The 20,092-nt window shown below is 56.8% G+C and carries 19 protein-coding genes; 15 read left to right on the top strand and 4 right to left on the bottom strand.

Features of this window, described 5'->3' with window-relative positions:
- Window positions 1-86: 86 nt before the first annotated feature.
- The 9 genes from G340_RS0110575 (at window position 87) to G340_RS0110535 (ending at window position 9,604) form a co-directional block, all read left to right on the top strand.
- On the top strand, window positions 87-1,046 hold the full coding sequence (locus G340_RS0110575) for an ROK family protein (protein ID WP_027103965.1): 960 nt from the start codon (window positions 87-89) through the stop codon (window positions 1,044-1,046).
- Between the two features lie 32 nt (window positions 1,047-1,078).
- On the top strand, window positions 1,079-1,840 hold the full coding sequence (gene nagB / locus G340_RS0110570; protein ID WP_020073627.1) for a glucosamine-6-phosphate deaminase: 762 nt from the start codon (window positions 1,079-1,081) through the stop codon (window positions 1,838-1,840).
- Window positions 1,837-3,111, top strand: coding sequence for an alpha-L-fucosidase (locus G340_RS0110565; RefSeq protein WP_020073626.1), 1,275 nt, complete (start codon window positions 1,837-1,839; stop codon window positions 3,109-3,111). Before nagB ends, G340_RS0110565 begins: the two co-directional genes overlap by 4 nt.
- A 26-nt stretch (window positions 3,112-3,137) precedes the next feature.
- Complete coding sequence (nagA, locus tag G340_RS0110560) at window positions 3,138-4,325, top strand: N-acetylglucosamine-6-phosphate deacetylase (RefSeq protein ID WP_033402267.1); 1,188 nt, start codon at window positions 3,138-3,140, stop codon at window positions 4,323-4,325.
- 99 nt (window positions 4,326-4,424) lie between these two features.
- Window positions 4,425-4,598 carry a hypothetical protein gene (locus G340_RS17940; protein ID WP_154653174.1) on the top strand — a complete coding sequence of 58 codons (174 nt, stop codon included), beginning with the start codon at window positions 4,425-4,427 and terminating at the stop codon, window positions 4,596-4,598.
- A gap of 188 nt (window positions 4,599-4,786) precedes the next feature.
- A complete protein-coding gene (locus G340_RS0110550; RefSeq protein ID WP_020073623.1) occupies window positions 4,787-5,797 on the top strand; it encodes an FkbM family methyltransferase in 1,011 nt (336 codons plus the stop codon).
- Window positions 5,798-6,128: 331 nt separating this feature from the next.
- Window positions 6,129-6,734 carry a uracil-DNA glycosylase family protein gene (locus tag G340_RS0110545; RefSeq protein ID WP_020073622.1) on the top strand — a complete coding sequence of 202 codons (606 nt, stop codon included), beginning with the start codon at window positions 6,129-6,131 and terminating at the stop codon, window positions 6,732-6,734.
- Window positions 6,735-7,230: 496 nt separating this feature from the next.
- Window positions 7,231-8,421 (top strand): GGDEF domain-containing protein, encoded by a 1,191-nt coding sequence (locus G340_RS0110540; RefSeq protein WP_020073621.1) that lies wholly within the window; start codon window positions 7,231-7,233, stop codon window positions 8,419-8,421.
- A 127-nt stretch (window positions 8,422-8,548) separates the two neighbouring features.
- Window positions 8,549-9,604 (top strand): YdcF family protein, encoded by a 1,056-nt coding sequence (locus tag G340_RS0110535; protein ID WP_020073620.1) that lies wholly within the window; start codon window positions 8,549-8,551, stop codon window positions 9,602-9,604.
- An 82-nt stretch (window positions 9,605-9,686) separates the two neighbouring features.
- On the opposite strand, the gene G340_RS0110530 is transcribed toward G340_RS0110535, so the two are convergent.
- The 4 genes from G340_RS0110530 to G340_RS0110515 all read right to left on the bottom strand — a co-directional run bounded on the left by G340_RS0110530 (window position 9,687) and on the right by G340_RS0110515 (window position 14,530).
- Window positions 9,687-11,621: an ABC transporter ATP-binding protein gene (locus tag G340_RS0110530; RefSeq protein ID WP_020073619.1), complete on the bottom strand. Its 1,935-nt coding sequence runs from the start codon at window positions 11,619-11,621 to the stop codon at window positions 9,687-9,689.
- A complete protein-coding gene (locus tag G340_RS0110525; protein WP_020073618.1) occupies window positions 11,614-13,365 on the bottom strand; it encodes an ABC transporter ATP-binding protein in 1,752 nt (583 codons plus the stop codon). The genes G340_RS0110530 and G340_RS0110525 overlap by 8 nt, the downstream gene beginning before the upstream one ends.
- 6 nt (window positions 13,366-13,371) lie before the next feature.
- Window positions 13,372-13,821, bottom strand: coding sequence for a MarR family winged helix-turn-helix transcriptional regulator (locus G340_RS0110520; RefSeq protein ID WP_020073617.1), 450 nt, complete (start codon window positions 13,819-13,821; stop codon window positions 13,372-13,374).
- A gap of 316 nt (window positions 13,822-14,137) precedes the next feature.
- Complete coding sequence (locus G340_RS0110515) at window positions 14,138-14,530, bottom strand: pyridoxamine 5'-phosphate oxidase family protein (RefSeq protein ID WP_020073616.1); 393 nt, start codon at window positions 14,528-14,530, stop codon at window positions 14,138-14,140.
- Window positions 14,531-14,670: 140 nt separating this feature from the next.
- On the opposite strand from G340_RS0110515, the gene G340_RS0110510 reads away from it, so the two are divergent.
- From G340_RS0110510 to G340_RS0110485, 6 genes are all read left to right on the top strand, one after another.
- Window positions 14,671-15,030 carry a winged helix-turn-helix transcriptional regulator gene (locus G340_RS0110510; protein ID WP_020073615.1) on the top strand — a complete coding sequence of 120 codons (360 nt, stop codon included), beginning with the start codon at window positions 14,671-14,673 and terminating at the stop codon, window positions 15,028-15,030.
- Window positions 15,031-15,576: 546 nt separating this feature from the next.
- A complete protein-coding gene (trpE, locus tag G340_RS0110505) occupies window positions 15,577-17,064 on the top strand; it encodes an anthranilate synthase component I (RefSeq protein ID WP_020073614.1) in 1,488 nt (495 codons plus the stop codon).
- Window positions 17,048-17,614: an anthranilate synthase component II gene (locus G340_RS0110500; protein ID WP_020073613.1), complete on the top strand. Its 567-nt coding sequence runs from the start codon at window positions 17,048-17,050 to the stop codon at window positions 17,612-17,614. The genes trpE and G340_RS0110500 overlap by 17 nt, the downstream gene beginning before the upstream one ends.
- Before the next feature lie 14 nt (window positions 17,615-17,628).
- Window positions 17,629-18,654 carry an anthranilate phosphoribosyltransferase gene (gene trpD / locus G340_RS0110495; protein WP_020073612.1) on the top strand — a complete coding sequence of 342 codons (1,026 nt, stop codon included), beginning with the start codon at window positions 17,629-17,631 and terminating at the stop codon, window positions 18,652-18,654.
- The gene (gene trpC, locus G340_RS0110490) at window positions 18,651-19,433 is read left to right on the top strand and encodes an indole-3-glycerol phosphate synthase TrpC (protein WP_020073611.1); all 783 of its coding nucleotides are present in this window, start codon (window positions 18,651-18,653) and stop codon (window positions 19,431-19,433) included. Before trpD ends, trpC begins: the two co-directional genes overlap by 4 nt.
- The gene (locus tag G340_RS0110485) at window positions 19,430-20,089 is read left to right on the top strand and encodes a phosphoribosylanthranilate isomerase (protein WP_020073610.1); all 660 of its coding nucleotides are present in this window, start codon (window positions 19,430-19,432) and stop codon (window positions 20,087-20,089) included. Before trpC ends, G340_RS0110485 begins: the two co-directional genes overlap by 4 nt.
- Window positions 20,090-20,092: the final 3 nt, after the last annotated feature.

Below are 20,092 nucleotides of genomic sequence, written 5' to 3'. Positions count from 1 at the left end.
AATAAACAGCGGGGGCCAATGGCGGCGACCGAAAAAGCGTTTTCCGGGAGAAAAGCGCCGTTTGCCCCGTGGAAAAGGTGGATGCGATGTATTATCTTGGAATCGATCTTGGGGGCACAAACATCGCGGCGGGCGTTGTGGACGGCGACGCCCGGCTGATTGCGAAGGCCAGCCGGAAAACGCAGGTTTTGCCCGGCCCGGAAGGGATTTGCCGGCAAATGGCCGAGGCCGCCGGCGAAGCGATGAAAAAGGCGGGCGTTTCGGAGCGGGATATCTGCGGGATCGGCGTGGGGACGCCCGGCACGGTAGAGCGAGATACCGGAATCGTGCGGTTTTCGAGCAATCTGAATTTTAAGGACGTGAATCTGCGGGAGCTGATGGAGCGGCAGACGGGCAAGCCCGTCCGCGTTGAGAACGACGCGAACGCGGCGGCGTATGGGGAATACCGTGCCGGCGTGCTCAAAGGGGCGAAAAACGCCATCGCTATCACGCTGGGAACGGGAATCGGCAGCGGCATTCTCATCGGCGGCAAAATCTATGCGGCAAGCAACTCGGCCGGCGGGGAGTTCGGGCATACGGTCATCGCGTTCGGCGGCCGCCCTTGCCCCTGCGGCCGGTGCGGCTGCTGGGAAGCCTATGCGTCCGCAACCGGGCTGATCCACACCACAAAGGAGATGATGCGCGCGGGCAGCCGGGATTCCCTATTGTGGCAGCTTGCGGATGGGAATCCGGAGAAGGTAACCAGCCGGATGGCCTTTGCCGCAATGCGCGCGGGGGATTCCCTGGGAAAAGCGGTTGTGGACCGGTATATCGCGCATTTGGGGTGCGGGCTTGTCAACTGCATCAATATTTTTCAGCCGGATATCCTGTGCATCGGCGGTGGAGTCAGCGGCGAGGGAGAAGCCCTACTGCGCCCCCTGACGGAATATGTGGAAAAAGAAGCAAATCCGATGAATGTGGGGAATAAAACACGACTCTGTCTCGCTAAGCTTGGCAACGACGCTGGAATCATCGGCGCGGCGCTGACGGGGGAGCAGGAGCCGTAACAAAAACAGTTGCAAACGGAGGGACAGTAGCCTTGAAAATTCTGCAAACATCCGATTACGAGGAGATGAGCCGAAAGGCGGGAAACATTCTGGCGGCGCAGGTAACTCTGTTCCCGCAGAGCGTGCTGGGGCTTGCGACGGGCGCCACGCCGCTCGGCATCTACCGGGAGCTTCTTCGCCGGTACCAAACGGGGGAACTCGATTTTTCCGGAATCCGCAGCGTCAATCTGGATGAATACTGCGGCCTTTCCGCCGAGGACCCGAACAGCTACCGGGAGTACATGAGAAAAAATCTGTTCAGCCACATCAATATTCTGCCGGAAAACGTACATATTCCCAACGGAATGGCCGCGGACGCGCAGGAGGAATGCCGCCGCTACGACGAGCTGATCCGCGCGCTGGGCGGAATTGATCTGCAGCTTCTCGGCCTTGGGCTGACGGGGCACATCGGCTTTAACGAGCCGAACGAGTCGTTTGACCGGCGAACGCACAAGGTGCGCCTGAGCGAGAGGACAATCGCGGCGAACGCCCACCAGTTCCGCAGCATTGACGAGGTGCCGCGCACGGCGTTCACAATGGGGATTGGAGCGATTATGCAGGCGAAAAGAATTCTGCTGGTGGTCAGCGGCAGGCACAAGGCTGCCGTTCTGAAGGAGGCGCTGTTTGGTCCGGTCACGCCGCGGGTGCCGGCGTCGATTCTGCAGTTCCATCCGGACGTCACCGTCGTGGCGGATGAGGAAGCGCTGAGTCTTTCGGCCGGGCTGTGGAGCGGGCCGAAGGGGAAAGCGCTGTGACGGCGCCGGACCGGCTGGCGGGGTTTTTAAACGACCGCTTTGGCCTGTTTCTCCATTTTGGGCTGTACGCAATCCCCGCGCGCGGCGAGTGGGTGCAGAGCAGCGAGCGGATCACCGCCGGGGAGTACCGCCGGTATTTCGAGCAGTTCAACCCCGGAGAATGCCGCCCGCGGGAATGGGCAAGGCTTGCAAGAGAATGCGGGATGCGGTACGCGGTGATGACCGCGAAGCACCACGACGGGTTCTGCCTGTTCGATTCCAAACTGACCGATTTTAAATCCACAAATACCCCCGCCGGGCGCGATTTCATCCGCGAATATGTGGAGGCGTTCCGCGCGGAGGGCCTGCGGGTGGGGCTGTATTACTCCCTGCTCGACTGGCATCATCCGGATTACCCCGCCTACGGCGACAAGCAGCACCCGATGCGGGACGAGGAAGCGTACCGCGGCATCCCGCAGGATTTTTCAAATTATCTGCGGTATTTTCACGGGCAGGTGCGCGAGCTGCTGACGAATTATGGGAAGATCGATTTGCTGTGGTTCGATTTCTCCTATCAGGATTCCGTCAACGACATGACGGGCGAGAAGTGGGGCGCGACGGAATTGATCCGGATGATTCGCTCGCTCCAGCCTGACATTGTGCTCAACGACCGCATGGGCGGGCACACCGGCTCGATTCACCCCACCCTGCAGTACGGCGACTTCGTTTCGCCGGAGCAGTACCTGCCCCCGAAGGGGATGACGGATGAAAACGGCATCCCGATTCCGTGGGAGGCGTGCGTCACCCTGAACGATCACTGGGGATACTGCGCGGCGGATCAAAGTTACAAGCAGCCGAAGGAAATCATTCGCGCGCTCGTGGAATGCGTCAGCAAAAACGGGAACCTGATTGTGAACGTAGGCCCAAATGCGCGGGGCGTGATCCCTGCGCCCGCCGCAGAGATTCTCCGCAGGGTCGGAGCGTGGATGCACAAAAACGGCGAGAGCATTACCGGGTGCCATGCGGCGGAGTGCGAAAAGCCGGAGTGGGGCAGGTTTACCGAGGGCCGGGGCCGGCTGTATGCGCATCTTTACGACAGGGGTATCGGCCCGGTAATCCTGCCGGGTATGGCGGGCAGGATCCGCTCGGCGCGCCTTCTGTGCGACGGGTCGGAGGTGGGCGTCGCCAGGCCGTGGAACCAGCCGGACAATGACTCGGACGCGTTTCTGAATCTTCCCGGCGGCCCTCTGCCGGACGAATGCGACACCGTTGTTGTGCTGGAGCTGGAATGAATTGTTTTGCGCAGGAGGGAACGAATGTGATTTTAAAAAATGCGAAGCTCTTTAACGACCGCTTTGAGGTCATACGGGCCGATGTGGAGACAGCCGGGGAGAAAATCGCGCGGATTGGCCCCGAGCTGACCGGAGCGGAGCACAGCATCGACCTGAGCGGGTGCCTGATTCTGCCGGGTCTTGTGGACATTCACATCCACGGCTGCGCGGGGGCGGATACTTTTGACGGTACGCGGGATTCCATCGCGCGCATGGCCGCGCATCTGGTGCAAAAGGGAGTGACCTCCTTCTGCCCGACCACCATGACAGGCAGCTATGAGCAGATTGCCGCCGCGCTTTTTGCCGTTCGGGACTGCATGGAGCATCCGCCGCAGGGGGCGGCTGTTTTAGGCGCGCACATGGAGGGGCCGTATCTTTCGGAAGGAAAGAAGGGCGCGCAGCGGGGCGACGCGCTTCGCTCGCCGGATTTTGCGGAATTTCTGCGGCTTTATCATGGCTGCGGCGGTGCCATTCGCCTGGTGGACGTTGCCCCGGAATGCGAAAACGCCAGGGAATTCATCACCCGGGCCTCCGAGTTCTGCACGGTATCCGCCGCCCATTCCGAAGCGGACTACGACACGGCGATGCAGAGCTTTCGGTGGGGGATCACCCATGCGACGCATCTGTTCAACGCGATGACGGGTCTTCACCACCGGCAGCCGGGGATGGTCGGGGCTGTGTTCGATGCTCCGGATGTCCGCGCGGAGCTGATCTGCGACGGGCTGCATGTCCATCCGGCGGTGCTGCGCACGGCCTTCCGTCTGCTGGGGGAGGAGCGGAGCGTCGTCGTCAGCGATTCCATGCGGGCGGCGGGCCTGCCGGACGGGGAATCGGAGCTGGGAGGGCAAACGGTTTTTCTCAAAAACGGAGCGGCCCGCCTGGCGGATGGGACGCTTGCGGGCTCCACGACAAATCTGCTGGACGAAATCAGAAATTTGGTGCGGTTCGGCGTTCCGCTGCGGCAGGCGGTGCGGTCGGCCACGATCAACCCCGCCGCCGCAATCGGAAGGGACGGCGAGATCGGCTCGATCCGGGAGGGGAAACGCGCGGACTTTACCGTTCTGGACGAAGAGCTTCGTCTGCGGTTGGTCATGACCCGCGGAGCGATCGCCTATGAGGCGCCGCCCTCCGGCGCCGTTTCGGCGGGCGGCGCGGTAACGCCGCAGACGCAGTAACCTGCCCGGCCGGTTGCTCGAAAACTGCAAGACCGTTTAGAAAGTCGTCGCCGACGCAAAGCAGTCGCCCCGTATGAACGGACGGCGGAGCCGGGATTGATGGATAAAAGCTGGGGCGGCGCGCGCCACTCAGGCGCCGTGCTCATCACCGAAACCGGCTATGAAATTCTGACGCGTCTGAACGCGGGATACCTTCCATATAGAAAACGACTGCGTCAATCTCAGCCGCCCGATCGGGCGGCTGTTTTTTTACGGCTTTGGCGAGAACAATGACGCGAAGGGCCGGTGGTCAACAACCGGTTTTTATGGATTTCCTTTCGGGCGGTATGATTTTCGGCAAAACCCCGGCTGAAATTCGCCAGGCTGTGCGCGGTGTGAACAGCAAAGCAGAGGGCTACACCATTTGGCCTGAGAATACATATGATAACAAGAATACACCATTTTAAGGAGAATGATAGAGAATGTCCACTCAATCGGAATCTTCAGCGGGGAATGACTTTAACGGGATCGATCAGACTTGCTCGCCGGCCATGCCGAACCAAATCGATATGGAATTGAAAAGTCTGATGGAGTTTTTGGAAGGAAAAGATGTTTTGGAAATGACGGAGGCGATCAAGCAGAATTTGAGGTATTTCAGCACGACAAACAACCGGCTGTACGATAATACGATCCGCTTTATCAATGAGCATAAACTTTGGGGTACTTATTACCCGGAGCGCGAAGATTATGAGCTTGCGGAAAACCGGGCCCATGCCTTTGTGGAGCATAAGGCGGATTTTGAATGGCTCTACCGGGTTCTGCAGGACAATCGCTCAAAAAGAATACTGGTCAACATCCTTTATTACTGGCTTATGTCGGACCCCGCAAGAGTCGATCAGATATGTGACAAGACCTTTTCCCAGTATTTTGATCTCGATATTGTAAAATGCGGCAAGGACGAGGTGTTTGTGGATGTTGGGGGATTTATCGGAGATACTCTTGTCAGCTATGTAAAAACGTTTGGAAACAACTGCCATCAAAAGCTGTATTGCTACGAAATCGCTCCCGCAAATATAGAATATATCAAAAAGAACATCGAGCTGTTCCATATTGACAATGTGGAGATCAGAGAAAAGGGCGCGAGTGACAGAGACGGTACGATGTACCTTTCTTCCGACAAGCTGTCTTCCGTCAACCAGCTTTCTGAAAGCGGAGCGATTGCCGTCCCTATTGTAAAAATAGACGACGATATCGAGGAAGACGTAACCTTCATCAAAATGGACATCGAGGGTGCGGAAGAGAAAGCCCTTTCAGGCTGCTTGGAAACAATAAAGAAAAATCACCCGAAGCTTGCGCTGAGCGTGTACCATAACCACAAAGACCTCTGGAAGCTGGCCCGCATGATTGACGAAGCCGATCCCTCCTACCGCTTTTATCTGCGCTATTATGGGTCGCCGGTTTTTCCCACCGAATATATTCTGTACGCGGTTTAAGAAAAAGCGTTCCCGTTGAACCGACAGGAAAACGGGTGCTTCGGGATCGGAGGACTCTGCCGCTTCCCTATAGCCATTCAAATGAACGGCGGCAAAGCGGGTTGATTGCGAATGGCGCCGGGAAAGCCACAGCATTGCGAGCGCGAAAATAATTTCATCCCGCCCATTGACCGAATCGGTTGATAGTGCTATGTTTAGCAATATATTGCAGGGAGGAATCGATCCCCGGGAGGGCGGCCCGAAATTTCCACTTTGCAGGATCGCCTTCGCATTGTCGATGCCGGAGCAGGCCCAACGCCCGAAGAAAATTCATGAGTTCAGGAGAAAAAAGATGGAGCAAAAAGACAGGAAAAGCGAGCTGGTTCGTTTGCAGGATCAAATCCTGCGGTGCCGCTCGTGTCGGGAGATATTCGGGTTTGAGCCGCATCCCATCGTGCAGGGGAGCTGCAACGCCAAAATCATGCAGATCAGCCAGGCTCCGTCCAAAACGGTGCACGAAACGGGCAGGCCGTTTAACGACGCCAGCGGAAGAAGGCTGCGCGGGGAATGGTACCGCATATCGGACGAGGATTTTTATAATCCGGATCATTTTTACATTGTTTCGATGGCGCATTGCTATCCCGGCAAGGCTCCGGGCGGGGGAGACCGCCGCCCGCCCGGAATTTGCTCGGAGCGGTGGCTGCTGCGGGAGATGGAGCTCGTCGACAACGAGATCTATATCATCATCGGCGGAGTTGCGGCAGCATTTTTCTTCCCGCGAGAGAAAATGACCTCTTTGGCGTTTGAGAACAGACAAATCAACGGAAAGCCCGCCTATGTACTGCCGCACCCGTCCCCGCTGAATATAAAGTGGTTTCGAGACTACCCCGAGTTTACGGAGAAGAGAATTTTCGAGGTGCAGAAAGAAGTGCACCGGGTACTGGGAATTTCGCCATGAAGGGCCCGACTCCTCAGCGGCGCGATGCCGCGGTATGAAAATGGAGATATTGCAAAGCCGTTGGGGGTGCTTCAAAAGGAGCACCCCCAACCGGCTTTTTCGGGAACAGGCAGCGCGAAAGCTGTGCGGAGTGTAGGCCGGCACGCGCCGGTGCTCTCACATCCCGCCTGATTGATTTTTATTTTAAAGATTGATGAAAGAAAGGGCAAACCTTGATTTGCTGTTGAAAGTCTGGAAAATAATGGGTATAATAAAGTCGATTCTATTTCCCTTAGCAAAGGAAGAATTTGCATTTTTTGCCGCTGCACAACGCAGGGCGGGCTTTGAATCTGGCTTTGCACCGGTGAGGGCAATTCACGCAGGAAAGACAGTGTGCACAGCTCCGTCGGGCGGCAGCCGAATCTGAAAATAGCCTTCCAAAAACGCAGCACGGGCTGCTGAATCGCATGTTTCGATGAGAGCGTGCGGTTTCAGGGCTTGGCCGGGAGGGAACAAAGTGGGAACACGTTTTCTGCCGTATGGGCAGGAAGAAAAGCAGGAAAGACAGAATCTGGAGGAAATCAAAAAAGAATACGCAAAGGTGGATCACGACTGGCTTTTGCTGCACTACCAGATTTCTTTGGCCCTTGTGGTGGCTGCAATGCTCTGTGAATGTGCGGCGGGCGCTCTGCTGTACCATTACGATCTGATTTCGATTTCCGTGCAGCGCTATGTCTGCAAGTATGTGGTGGCGCCCAGTGCGGCAAACCTCGCTTTCATTCTGCTGGAGACAGCGGTGGTGAGGTCGGCAAACATCTCGCAGCTCAAGAAGATCTATGTGGTGTCGCTGACGCATGTCGCGATTTCGTTTGTTCTGTATACGGCGCACAGCGTTTTCCCGGCTATGTACTACACTTTTGCCGGCGCCGTGATGCTTACCATTATTTATGCCCGCTACCGCGTCACGACGGTCACGGCGGTTGCGGGAGTATTTTGCTTTTTATTTTCCGAATTTTTTACGCAATGGGATCCGGATAAGGTCAACGCCCTTTCAGATTCCTCGCGGATGTGTAATATTTTAACCGCCCTTTTTGTTCTGCTGGCGTTTTCGGCCGTGTGTATGGTGACGATTCGTTTTGAAAAGAAGCGCAATCAGATCAGCATTCAAAATTCGGTGGAGCGCTACCAGCTTTGGGAGAGCGTGCGCACCGATGATATGACGGGTATTTTTAACCGCAAAGCGCTGTACAACGCGTTTAAGGATATGGAGGACAGCACGGGGGATAAGGACTATATTCTGGCCGTGGTGGACATTGATCATTTTAAGCAGATCAACGACTGCTGGGGGCACCGTGTGGGCGACAATGTTCTGATCAGCTTTGCGGAGGTGCTTCGCGAAAACTGCGGGCCCTCCACGCCGTTTCGCTACGGCGGGGATGAATTCTGCCTGCTGTTCTGCGGCGTCAGTATGGCGGAAGCGGCGAACACCTGCAAAAAGATTCAGGCGGAGCTCGATGAAATGCTGTTCCCCGGCCACCCGGAATTCAAGCTGACGGCCAGCTTTGGTCTGGCGTCCTATTCTTTTCCTATGGATGCGGTGCGTCTTTTCCTCAATGCGGACGATGCGCTGTACGAGGCGAAAAAGAAGCGGGATTCCATTCATGTGTACGAGCAGAGCAGCGACCATTTCGGCCGTTTTTCCGAATAGCCGGTGAAATGGGAAATCGAAGGGGAATCCTGTATTATTAAGACTTTTGCCGCGGCGGCGCACCGTGTTGGCCGCTGCGATTCCAGGTTAGGCGGTGCACCTTGAGCCGCCGGATGGGAAGATTTTTATGAATACCAAACTGATTTTTCTGTTCCCGATTTTGCTGGCTGCCGCTGCGGGAACGGCATGGTTTGTGCGGCAGTACCGAAAGGAGAAGAGAAGCCTTTGGCTCGGAGTTTCCTTTCTGGCGGCGCTGCTGCCGGTATTGGGGCTGTGCGCCGTCATTTTGCTGATCTGGGAGAACCCGTTGGCGCAAGGCGTGCTTGTAGTGGGCGTGGTTGCGTTTTTTGCGGCGGTTTTGCTGTTCCCGTTCGCGCTGATTACCACTTTGCTGATTTCCGGCATTCAGCTGATTCGCAGGGAGGGCTTTTCTCTTTCGCATCTGCTTTCGCTCGGGTTTGGGGTGTGCTATATTGCATATCTGGTGGGTTGGCCCATGCTGAGCGATATGAAAAAGAATGATCTGTGGAATTTTCTGTACGCGTATCTTTCGTTCGTATTTTTCATTACTCTTTCGATTTTCGCGCTGTATACGGTCAGCAGCTTTTTGAATTTGCTCCGAAACCGCCGGAAAAGATACCGGTATATCATTGTGCTGGGCTGCGGGCTGATGAACGGCGCCGAGGTAACGCCGCTTCTGGCGGGCCGGATTCAGAAGGGGATGGAGGCGTACCGCCAGAATCCCGGAGCACGGCTGGTGTTTTCCGGAGGAAAGGGGAGCGGCGAGGCACTCCCGGAGGGAGAGGCGATGAAGCGCTACGCCGTTGAGAAAGGCGTTCCGGAGGAGGATATTCTGGTGGAGGCTCAGTCGGTAAACACCAGAGAAAACCTGCAGCTTTCTTACCGGTTGATTCAGCGGGACGCACAGGGCGATACCGGCAACCTGCTGGTGGTCACAAACCGCTACCATGTGTTCCGCGCGCTGCTTTTGGCCAAGCATTTGGGAATCCCCTGCGATGGGCGCGGTTCGCGCACAAAGCTGTATTTTGCGCTCAATGCCTTTATTCGGGAATGGATCGCCTATCTGGTGCTCTGGCGCAAAACATATGTCACGGTTCTGGTCGTTTCCTTTTTTGTGCTCGCTGCGGGCTGCCTGCTGAGCTGGTATCTGCGGCACCTGTAAAACGACGATTCCAATCCCAAAAATAAAGCGCAGGGCTCTTTGAGAAGAAAGAGGCCCTGCGTTTTTTATTCGTGTTTATCCTTTATTCCAGCTCAAACGCGCCGGTGTAAAGCTGATAATACTTGCCGCGCTCGGCGATCAGCTGGTCGTGGCTGCCACGCTCAATGATGCGGCCGTGCTCCAGAACCATGATCACGTCGGCGTTCTGAACGGTGGAGAGACGGTGGGCGATCACGAACACCGTGCGGCCCTTCATCAGAGCGTCCATGCCCTTCTGCACAATGGCCTCGGTTCGGGTGTCGATGGAGGAGGTCGCTTCGTCCAGAATCATCACGGGCGGGTCGGCCACCGCGGCGCGCGCAATCGAGATCAGCTGCCGTTGCCCCTGCGAAAGGCCGCTGCCGTCGCTTTCCAGCACGGTTTGGTAGCCCTTCGGCAGCATCCGGATAAAGCCGTCTGCGTTCGCGAGCTTCGCGGCTGCGATGCATTCCTCATCCGTCGCATCGAGCTTGCCGTAACGGATATTCTCCATCACGGTTCCGGTAAACAGGTTGACGTCCTGCAGAACAATGCCGAGAGAGCGGCGCAGATCCGCCTTTTTAATCTTGTTGATGTTGATGCCGTCATACCGGATTTTTCCGTCGGCAATATCGTAAAAGCGGTTGATGAGGTTCGTGATCGTCGTTTTCCCGGCGCCGGTCGCTCCAACAAACGCCACCTTCTGGCCGGGCTCCGCGTACAGGGTGATGTTGTGCAGCACCGGCTTGCCCTCTTCGTATTCAAAATCCACATCATAAAAGCGGATATCGCCGTGCAGAGGTGTGTAGGTGATGCTGCCGTCGCTGTGCGGATATTTCCAGGCCCACATTTCGGTGCGCTCGCTGCATTCGGTCACCTCTCCGTCGGTGACGCAGGCATTCACAAGCGTAACATACCCGTCGTCCTGCTCGCTTTCCTCGTCCATCAGCTCAAAAATGCGGGAGGCGCCGGCCAGCGCCATAATGACCATGTTGAACTGCATCGAGATCTGGCCGATGGGGTTGATAAAGCTGCGGGAAAGGGTCAGAAACGATACGATGGTGCCGATTGTGAGCACGTTCATCCCGGTCAGGCTCAGGTTCGGCAGGCCTGCGATTCCCGCCGCGCCGCCGATTACCGCCAGCAGCACATAGAGCATGTAGCCCATGTTGCCCACCACGGGCATGGTGATATTGCCGTATTTGTTCGCTTCGGTTGCACAGTAGCGCAGCTCGTCGTTTTTCAGGTCGAATTCCTCTTTCGCCTTGTCCTCGTGGCAGAATACCTTGACGACCTTCTGTCCGTTGATCATTTCTTCAATGTAGCCGTTCACGTTGCCCAGCGCCTGTTGCTGCTTGACAAAGAACGTACCGCTGCGCCCGACCAGAGTTTTGATCACCTTGAGCAGAACAACGGCGAACGCGGCGACAAACGCGGTGAGGCCCACGCTGAGGTACAGCATGGAGAAAAACGCTGCGGCGACCGAAACGACGGAAGAAAGCATCTGCGGAAAGCTCTGCGAAATCGCCTGGCGCAGCGTGTCGGTGTCGTTTGTGTAGCGGCTCATCACATCGCCGAAGGAGTGAGTGTCGAAATAGCGGATTGGCAGGCTCTGCATGTGGGTAAACATGCTGTCGCGGATTTTTTTCAGCGTGCCCTGCTCCACAACGACCATCACCCAGTTATAGAACAGGGTGGAACAGATGCCGATCAGATACACGCAGCCAATGGAGAGCACCGCGCGGAACAGGCCGGAAAAGTCCGGGTTGGCCTGCCCCAGCAGCGGAACAATATATTGGTCGATCAAAGTCTGCAAAAACAGCGCGGAGGCCGCACTGGCGGCGGCGCTGATCAGAATGCAGATGCCGACGAGAATCAGCCGAAACCGGTATTCCGACATATAAGAGAGCAGGCGCTTGATGGTGCCGGGCTTAAAGCGCTGCATCGGCGGGTGCCCGGCCGGCCTTCTGCCTGCTTTGGCGGCGGATTGGTTATTCATGAAGGGTTCCCCCCTTGTTCTGAGATTCATAAACCTCGCGGTAAATCGCGCAGGTTTCGAGCAGCTGTTCGTGCGTGCCGATCGCGTTGATGCGGCCGTCGTCCAACACGATGATCTTATCCGCGTCCTGCACGGAGGAAACGCGCTGCGCGATGATGATTTTGGTGGTGTTCGGGATATTCTCCCGGAACGCCTGGCGGATCAGGCTGTCGGTTTTGGTGTCGACGGCGCTGGTGGAGTCGTCCAGAATCAGAATTTTAGGCCGCCCCAGCAATGCGCGCGCAATACACAGGCGCTGGCGCTGACCGCCGGAAACGTTCGAGCCGCCCTGCTCAATATGCGTGTCGTATCCGTCCGGGAACTCGCGGATAAAGCCGTCGGCCTGCGCGAGCTGACAGGCGCGGATGATTTCCTCGTCCGTGGCGTTTTCGTTGCCCCAGCGCAGGTTTTCTTTGATCGTGCCGGAGAACAGCACGTTCTTTTGCAGCACCATGGCCACCTCTTTGCGCAGTGCTTCCAGGTCGTACTCTTTTACGTCGGTTCCGCCGACGGTTACGATGCCGCTTACCGGGTCGTACAGGCGGGGAATCAGCTGCACCAGGCTCGATTTGGACGAACCCGTTCCGCCGATGATGCCGACGGTTTGGCCGGACGCGATGGAAAACGTGATGTCGTCGAGTACCGGCTTATCGGTCTGCCGCGCATAAGAGAAGGTGACGTTCTCAAAGGTAACGGAGCCGTTCGGCACCGAGGTGACAGGGTTTTCCGGATTTTTCAGATCGCTTTCCTCCGTTATGACTTCCACGATGCGCTCTGCGGACGCGCGGGAAATGATGATCATGACGAATACCATCGAGAGCATCATCAGGCTCATCAAAATCTGCATGGCGTAGGTAATCAGGCTGGTCAGCTCGCCGGTGGAAAGGCCGATCACCGCGTTGTTTCCGCTGGCGATGATTTCCCTTGCGCCGAACCACGAAAGCAGCAGCATGCTGCCGTAAAGACACAACTGCATCAGCGGCATGGTAAAGGCCAGCCGCTTTTCCGCGACGGTAAAGTCGTTAAAAATCGTTTGCGAAACGTCTGCGAACTTCTTCTCTTCAAAATCCTCGCGGATATAGGACTTGACCACGCGGATGCCGTGCAGGTTTTCCTGCACGATGTTGTTGAGCTTGTCATAGGTGCGGAACACCCGCACAAAAATCGGATGAACGCGCGACATGATCAGGTACGTGCCCAAACCGAGCACCGGGATGGTCGCAAGGAAGATCAGCGACAGCCGCGCATCGATCCGGAAGGAGAACACGAGCGCGAACACGATCATCATGGGTGCGCGCACGGCCAGGCGCACCAGCATCTGGAACGCGTTCTGCACGTTGTTCACATCGGTGGTCAGGCGGGTGATGATGCTCGCGGTAGAAAACTTGTCGATGTTGGAAAACGAAAAGTTCTGCACATTGTAAAACATATCATGGCGCAGGTTTCTGGCAAAGCCCGCCGAGGCCACGGCCGCGCTGCGCCCGGCCAGAATGCCCGTAATCAGCGAAACCGCCGCGGCCAAAACCAGAACAAGGCCCATTATGATCACATAGGACATATCCCTTTTGTTGATTCCGTTGTCGATCAAAAACGCCATGATGGTCGGAATCACGATTTCGAGGATGGATTCCAAGGTAACGTATATCGGTGCGAGAATTGATTCCTTTTTATATTCCCGCACGCTGGACAGAAGTGTTTTGATCATGGATTGTTATTGCTCCTCCTGCAGATTGGTTATGTTGGTTTTCATTCGTTCCAGATATGAGAGCAGCGTTTCGATTTCCTCCTCCGTAAAGCCCTGGATGAGGGTAGCCTCCATTTTTTTGGCATCCTCCAGCATCAGTCCCCGAATTTCCAGCGCCTTTGGGGTCAGCACAATTTTTTTCAGGCGTGCGTCCTGCGCAACGGCCTGCCGCTCAATCAGCCCCTTTTGCTCCATCAGGCTCAGCACCCGGGAAGCGGTGGAACGGGTAATGGTGAAATAGTCCTCAATGTCTTTCTGGTAGATGTCTCGGCCGGCCCGTTCTGCGACAAAGCTGATGATCCAGCCGTTATTGCCGGTAATGGTTTCAATTTCCTTCCGGTGAGATGAAAATTCAAAATAACGCCGGATCATGTTGTTCAGGGAACGAAGCTCCCTGCCGACCTTCATTTGATTCATCGGGCATATCCTTTCCAAAGTGAATTGTTTGACATAAAACTGTTGTGTCTACAACATTATATTCAAAATCGAATCCTGCGTCAAGAGAAAAAGTGATAGAACCTACGCCCCAAAACGAATTCTAATTTGTCGAAATAATACGGAAAGAGGAGGGGGTTCCGCGGGTCGATACAGGCAGGGCCGGGGCTGCGGGGCGGTACTGCTTTCGCACCGGGCAAGCGGGCTTGTGCTTAGGATTACCGGATTGTTCCAATCAAAAAACGGCAGGCCAATTCAATTTGGCCCGCCGTTTTTGATTGAACGATAAAGACAACGCTTAGAACTGAATCACTTTCGGCTCCTCGGTAAAGGAGCAAATGGTGGCTGTGGCGTTTTCCAGGTAGAAAACCACTGTATTGCCGTCGTCGGCACTGTACATTTTTTTCAGGGAGGGGTATGCATCCAGCATGTGCTGCCTTGCCTGTGCGCGGTCGTCCTCAACCGCGGTCGCTGCAAGGCGAATCCATTTTCCGCCCGCCATGCCGCTGATTTCAATTTTTGGGTTTTCTTTCATCTGGCGGTACACATTCTTTACCTTGCCGGTCTGAATGTACAGCTTGCCCTCAAAAATCTCCGCCGTGCCAAAAGGCCGCACGCGCGGCTGGTCGCCCTCGGTGGTAGCCAGATAATACGTGCCGCATTGTTTCAAAAATTCGCATACTTCCTGCATGAGTCATGCCTCCGTTTTCTTTATGATTGACTTATGATTTCTTTCCTGCTACTATTGAAGCATAGTACAAAACAAAATTCAAGTACGATTATTTTGTATTGTAAGTATCTTTCTGGATACTGAAAGGGGGCCTTGATAAAATGGACGAGGATTTATTTGGCATCTGTCCTTATGTGACGGCGCAAAAGCTGCTTACGGGGAAATGGACGCTGCTGATTTTATACCATCTGAGCATGAAAACGATGCGCTTTAACGAGCTGCAGCGCTCGCTGCCGCGCCTGACGCAGGCCACGCTGACCAAGCAGCTTCGCATGATGCTGGAAAACGGCCTGATCGAGCGCACGGTGTACGACCAGATTCCGCCGAAGGTAGAGTACTCGCTCAGCCAGCTCGGCCGGGATTTTGAGCCGGTTCTGGACGCCGTGGGCGTATGGGGAAAAGAATATATCGCCTGCATCAAAGAAAAGGAGCTGCGGCAGCAGGCTGCGCAAAATTTTTAGCTTTTTCATGCGCCGCATTTGGTGTTTTTCCGTTTTTCGTTTTCTTTGTGAAAGTTGCAGGGAATCGATCGCAGATTCTGTCGCGGATTGGTCAATGCGTTGGCGAAACACCGCCCGCGGAGCAAAAAGCGGGGTTTTGCATATTGTGTTCCAAAGAGAAATCTTTATTCTTCTGTAAAACGGACTATTGACAGGGCCGAATTTTTGTGGTAAGTTAAGTGAAAATTTGATAACCAAACCGTTGATGCGGAGATAACGGTGATCATGCTCTTACAGAGAGCCCGCGATGCTGAGAGTCGGGTAGAAAACAAGTCATCAAATGGACCGCAGAGGGCGCAGTCAAAGGGGGAACCCGAGTATTCTGCGACGAGAAGGCATGCGTTAGTTGCCGGGGATATGTTGGTATCCCGCTAAGCGCACGGTCGTTGTACCGTGAATCAGGGTGGCACCGCGAGCCTTTCAGCTCGTCCTTGACAAAGTAATTGTCAGGGGCGGGCTTTTTTGTCGTCTCTGGCGGAAAATTCTGACAGAAAGGCATGATGAAACATGGCAAATCCCGCGTTTTCAGAGGCGAAACGGCTGTCGCAGACGGGCGATTTCAAAGTCATCCCGATCAGCTGCGAGCTGTATGCCGACCGGATCACCCCGATCGAAGCGCTGCGAAAGCTGAAAAACGTCAGCAGCCACTGCTACCTGCTCGAATCGGCGGAGAGCAGCCGCGTTTGGGGCCGGTACACGTTCCTGGGGTTCGACCCCGCGCTGGAGCTGACCTGCACAGACGGCGTGCTCACCCTGCGGGCCGGTTCCTCCATCACAATGGAGACAAAGCACCCCAAAGAGATCATCCGGCAGGTACTCACGGATAACCGCAGCCCGCGCATGGAAAACCTGCCGCCCTTCACCGGCGGGCTCGTCGGGTATTTCTCCTACGATTACATCAAGTATGCTGAACCGTCACTGGTTCTGAATGCGGATGACCAAGAGGGCTTTCAGGATGTGGATTTGATGCTGTTCGACAAGGTGATCGCGTTCGACCACTTCCAGCAGAAGATCATTTTAATCGTGAACGCGCGGTGCGACCATATGGAAACGGAGTACCGCCGGGCAGAGATGGAACTGAAAAATCTTCGCGAGCTTCTTTTAACCGGCGCGCCAAAGCAGGAGGCCCCCGGGCGCATGACCTCGCCGGTGCGCGCGCTGTTCGACGAGCCCGCCTACTGCGCCATGGTCGAGCGGGCGAAGGAGTACATCCGCGAAGGGGACATTTTTCAGGTGGTGCTCTCAAACCGGCTCGAAGCGGACTTTGAGGGCAGCCTGCTCGACACCTACCGCGTTCTGCGCACGGTGAACCCCTCGCCGTATATGTTCTATTTTTCGAGCGACGATATCGAGTTCGCCGGCGCCTCTCCCGAAACGCTGGTGCGCCTGCAAAACGGCGTGCTGCACACCTTCCCGCTGGCCGGCACCCGCCCGCGCGGCAAAACGGAGGAGGAGGACAAACGGCTGGAGCGGGAGCTTCTCGCGGATGAAAAGGAATGCGCCGAGCACAACATGCTGGTCGATCTGGGGCGCAACGACATCGGCAGAATCAGCGAGTTTGGCAGCGTGCAGGTGGAGCAGTACATGGGGATCGAACGCTTTTCCCACGTGATGCACATCGGCTCCACCGTGCGCGGAACGCTCCGAAAAGACCGCGACGCGGCGGACGCGATCGATTCGATCCTGCCCGCGGGCACACTGTCCGGCGCGCCCAAAATCCGCGCCTGCGAGATCATCAACGAGCTGGAGAACAACAAGCGCGGCATTTACGGCGGGGCCATCGGTTACCTCGATTTTACCGGGAATCTCGACACCTGCATTGCAATCCGCATCGCCTACAAAAAGAAGGGCAAGGTGTTCGTCCGCTCCGGTGCCGGAATCGTAGCCGACAGCGTGCCGGAGAACGAGTACCGGGAATGCATTCAAAAGGCCCGGGCCGTCGTCGGCGCGCTGGAGGCCGCACAGGGAGGGCTGGAGCATGATTCTGCTGATTGATAACTACGACAGCTTTTCGTATAACCTATACCAGTTTGTCGGTACGAATAACCCCGACATCCGCGTTGTGCGCAACGACGAGCTTTCGGTGGCGGAGGTGAGGGAGCTTGCCCCCTCGCACATCATCCTCTCGCCGGGGCCGGGCTACCCGGGGGACGCCGGCATCTGCGTCGCCGCCGCGAAGGAGCTCGGGCAAAGCACCCCGCTGCTCGGCGTGTGCCTGGGGCATCAGGCGATCTGCGAGGCGTACGGGGCCACGGTCTCCCACGCAAAGCAGCTGATGCACGGCAAGCAGTCAGTGGTGACGCTCGCTGAAAATTGCCCGCTGTTTTCGGGGCTTCCCAAACAGATCAAAGCGGCGCGCTACCACTCGCTTGCCGCACTGCACGATACCATGCCCGAGTGCCTCGCCGTTACCGCCGAAACCGACGACGGCGAAATAATGGCCGTGATGCACCGTGAGTTCCCGATTTACGGAGTACAGTTTCACCCGGAATCCATTCTGACTGAAAATGGCATGCAGATCATCCGGAATTTTCTTGCGCTGTGAAAGGAGCGTTTGTCATGATTAAAGAAGCAACCTCGAAGCTGATCGACCGAAAAGACCTGACCTATGGCGAGGCTTTGGCCGTCATGGATGAAATCATGAGCGGCGGCACGTCGCCGGTGCAGACCGCGGCGTTCCTCGCGGCGCTCTCCGCCAAGGGTGAAACCATTGAGGAAATCACCGCCTGCGCCGCCGGGATGCGCGCGCGCGCTTTGCCCGTGGAGTACGCGGATGACCTGCTCGAGATCGTCGGCACCGGCGGGGACGGCTCGAATTCCTTCAACATTTCCACCACCTCCTCCCTCGTCATCGCGGCGGGCGGGGTTCGGGTGGCAAAGCACGGCAACCGCGCGGCGTCCTCCCGCAGCGGCGCGGCGGACTGCCTGGAGGCGCTGGGGGTTAACATCAGCCTTTCGCCCGAGCGGTGCGTTTCACTGCTGCAAAGCGTCGGCATTTGCTTTTTATTCGCGCAGGCGTACCATTCTTCCATGAAATACGTCGGCCCCGTCCGCAAGGAGCTGGGCATCCGCACCATTTTCAACATCCTCGGCCCGCTGACAAACCCGGCCCACGCGAATTTGCAGGTGCTGGGCGTGTACGCCGAAGAAATGGTGGAGCCGCTGGCTCATGTGCTGCACAATCTGGGCGTGCGGCGCGGCATGGTGGTCTACGGGCAGGATAAGCTCGATGAAATTTCGCTGTCCTCGCCGACCACTGTCTGCGAATTCAACGGAGATCAATTCACCACCTATGTGATTCACCCGCAGGATTTCGGCCTGACCCCGTGCGAGAAATCTGAGCTGGTGGGCGGTACGCCGCAGGAGAACGCGCAGATCACGCTCGATATACTGAACGGCGTAAAGGGCGCAAAACGCGACGCAGTTCTGCTCAACGCGGGCGCGGGGCTGTATGTTGCGGGCAGGGCCGCCTCGCTCGCGCAGGGCGTTCGCTTGGCGGCGGAGCTAATCGACAGCGGCAGGGCGATGGAAAAGCTGCGGGAGTTCGTTCTGGAATCGAACCGGAAGGAAGAGGCCGCGTCATGATTCTGGAGGAAATCGCGGCCTTTGCCGCCCGGCGCGTGGCGCGTGCCAAAGAGCTTGTTTCACCCGGGAAATTGCGCGAGGCGGCGCTGAGTCTGCCCAAGGGCGATTTGAGATTTGCAAAGGCCCTGCGGGCGGACGGAACGTCCCTGATCTGCGAGGTGAAAAAGGCCTCCCCCTCCAAGGGAATCATTTCAGAGGAATTCCCGTACCTCGCCATCGCAAGGGATTACGAGGCCGCCGGGGCGGACTGCATCTCCTGCCTGACGGAGCCGAAGTGGTTTTTGGGGTCGGATGAAATTTTTCGCGAGATCCGGGGCGCGGTTTCGACCCCCATGCTGCGCAAGGATTTTACCGTGGACGAATACCAGCTTTACGAAGCCAAGGTGCTGGGGGCGGACGCAGTGCTGCTCATCTGCGCGCTGCTCGATACGAAAACGATCGCGCGGTATCTCGAAATCTGCGATGCGTTGGGTCTTTCCGCTCTGGCGGAGGCGCACGACGAAACGGAAATCGAGTCGGCGCTGCAGGCCGGGGCGAAGCTTATCGGCGTAAATAACCGCAACCTGAAAAATTTCACCGTCGATTTTGAAAACGCCGCCCGCCTGCGCGGGAAAATTCCGTCAAGCGCCCTGTTCGTCGCGGAATCCGGCGTTGCGGGAGCACAGGATATCGCCCGGCTGAAAGCGGCTGGTGCCGACGCGGTGCTGGTGGGCGAGGCGCTGATGAGAGCGCCGAACCGCCGCGCGGCGCTTTTGGAATTCCGGAGGGCCGCGCAATGACGAGAATTAAAATCTGCGGGCTGTTCCGCCCGTGCGACGCCGAATACGTCAACCAGGCCATGCCGGATTACGCGGGCTTCGTGTTCTTTGAAAAAAGTCACCGCAAGGTAACCATGCAGCAGGCCGCGCAGCTCAGAGAAAAGATTCATTCCTCCATACCGGTCGCGGGGGTGTTTGTCAACGCCCCGCGGGAGCAGATCCTATCGCTGTGCCGTGCGGGAGTGATTCAAATTGTTCAGCTGCACGGCGACGAAAGCGAGGAATATATCGGGGGGCTGAAGGCGCTGCTCCCCGGCGTGCCGATCTGGCGGGCGTTTCGCGTGCGCGCGCCGGAGGATTTGACGGCGGCACAGCAAAGCACAGCCGACCTGATTTTGCTCGACAACGGCTACGGCACCGGCGAACCCTTCGACTGGTCGCTGATTTCGGGCATCACCCGCCCGTTTGTTCTGGCGGGAGGCCTGACACCGCAGAACATCCCGCAGGCGATCACGCGCTTTGCGCCGTACGCGGTGGATATCAGCTCCGGCGTGGAAACGGAGAGGCAAAAAGACCGTGAGAAAATTCTCGCCGCCGTCGCCGCGGCGCACGGCGCAGGGCAGGAAAATATAGAAAAGCCACAAAACCGGCCGGAGCGATCCGGCCAAAAGGAGTGAGCA

Source organism: Faecalispora sporosphaeroides DSM 1294 (assembly GCA_000383295.1).
In the GTDB taxonomy this organism is placed as follows: domain Bacteria; phylum Bacillota; class Clostridia; order Oscillospirales; family Acutalibacteraceae; genus Faecalispora; species Faecalispora sporosphaeroides.
The sequence above is the reverse complement of the archived record's forward strand: the minus strand, read 5'-3'. Positions and strand labels throughout refer to the sequence as shown.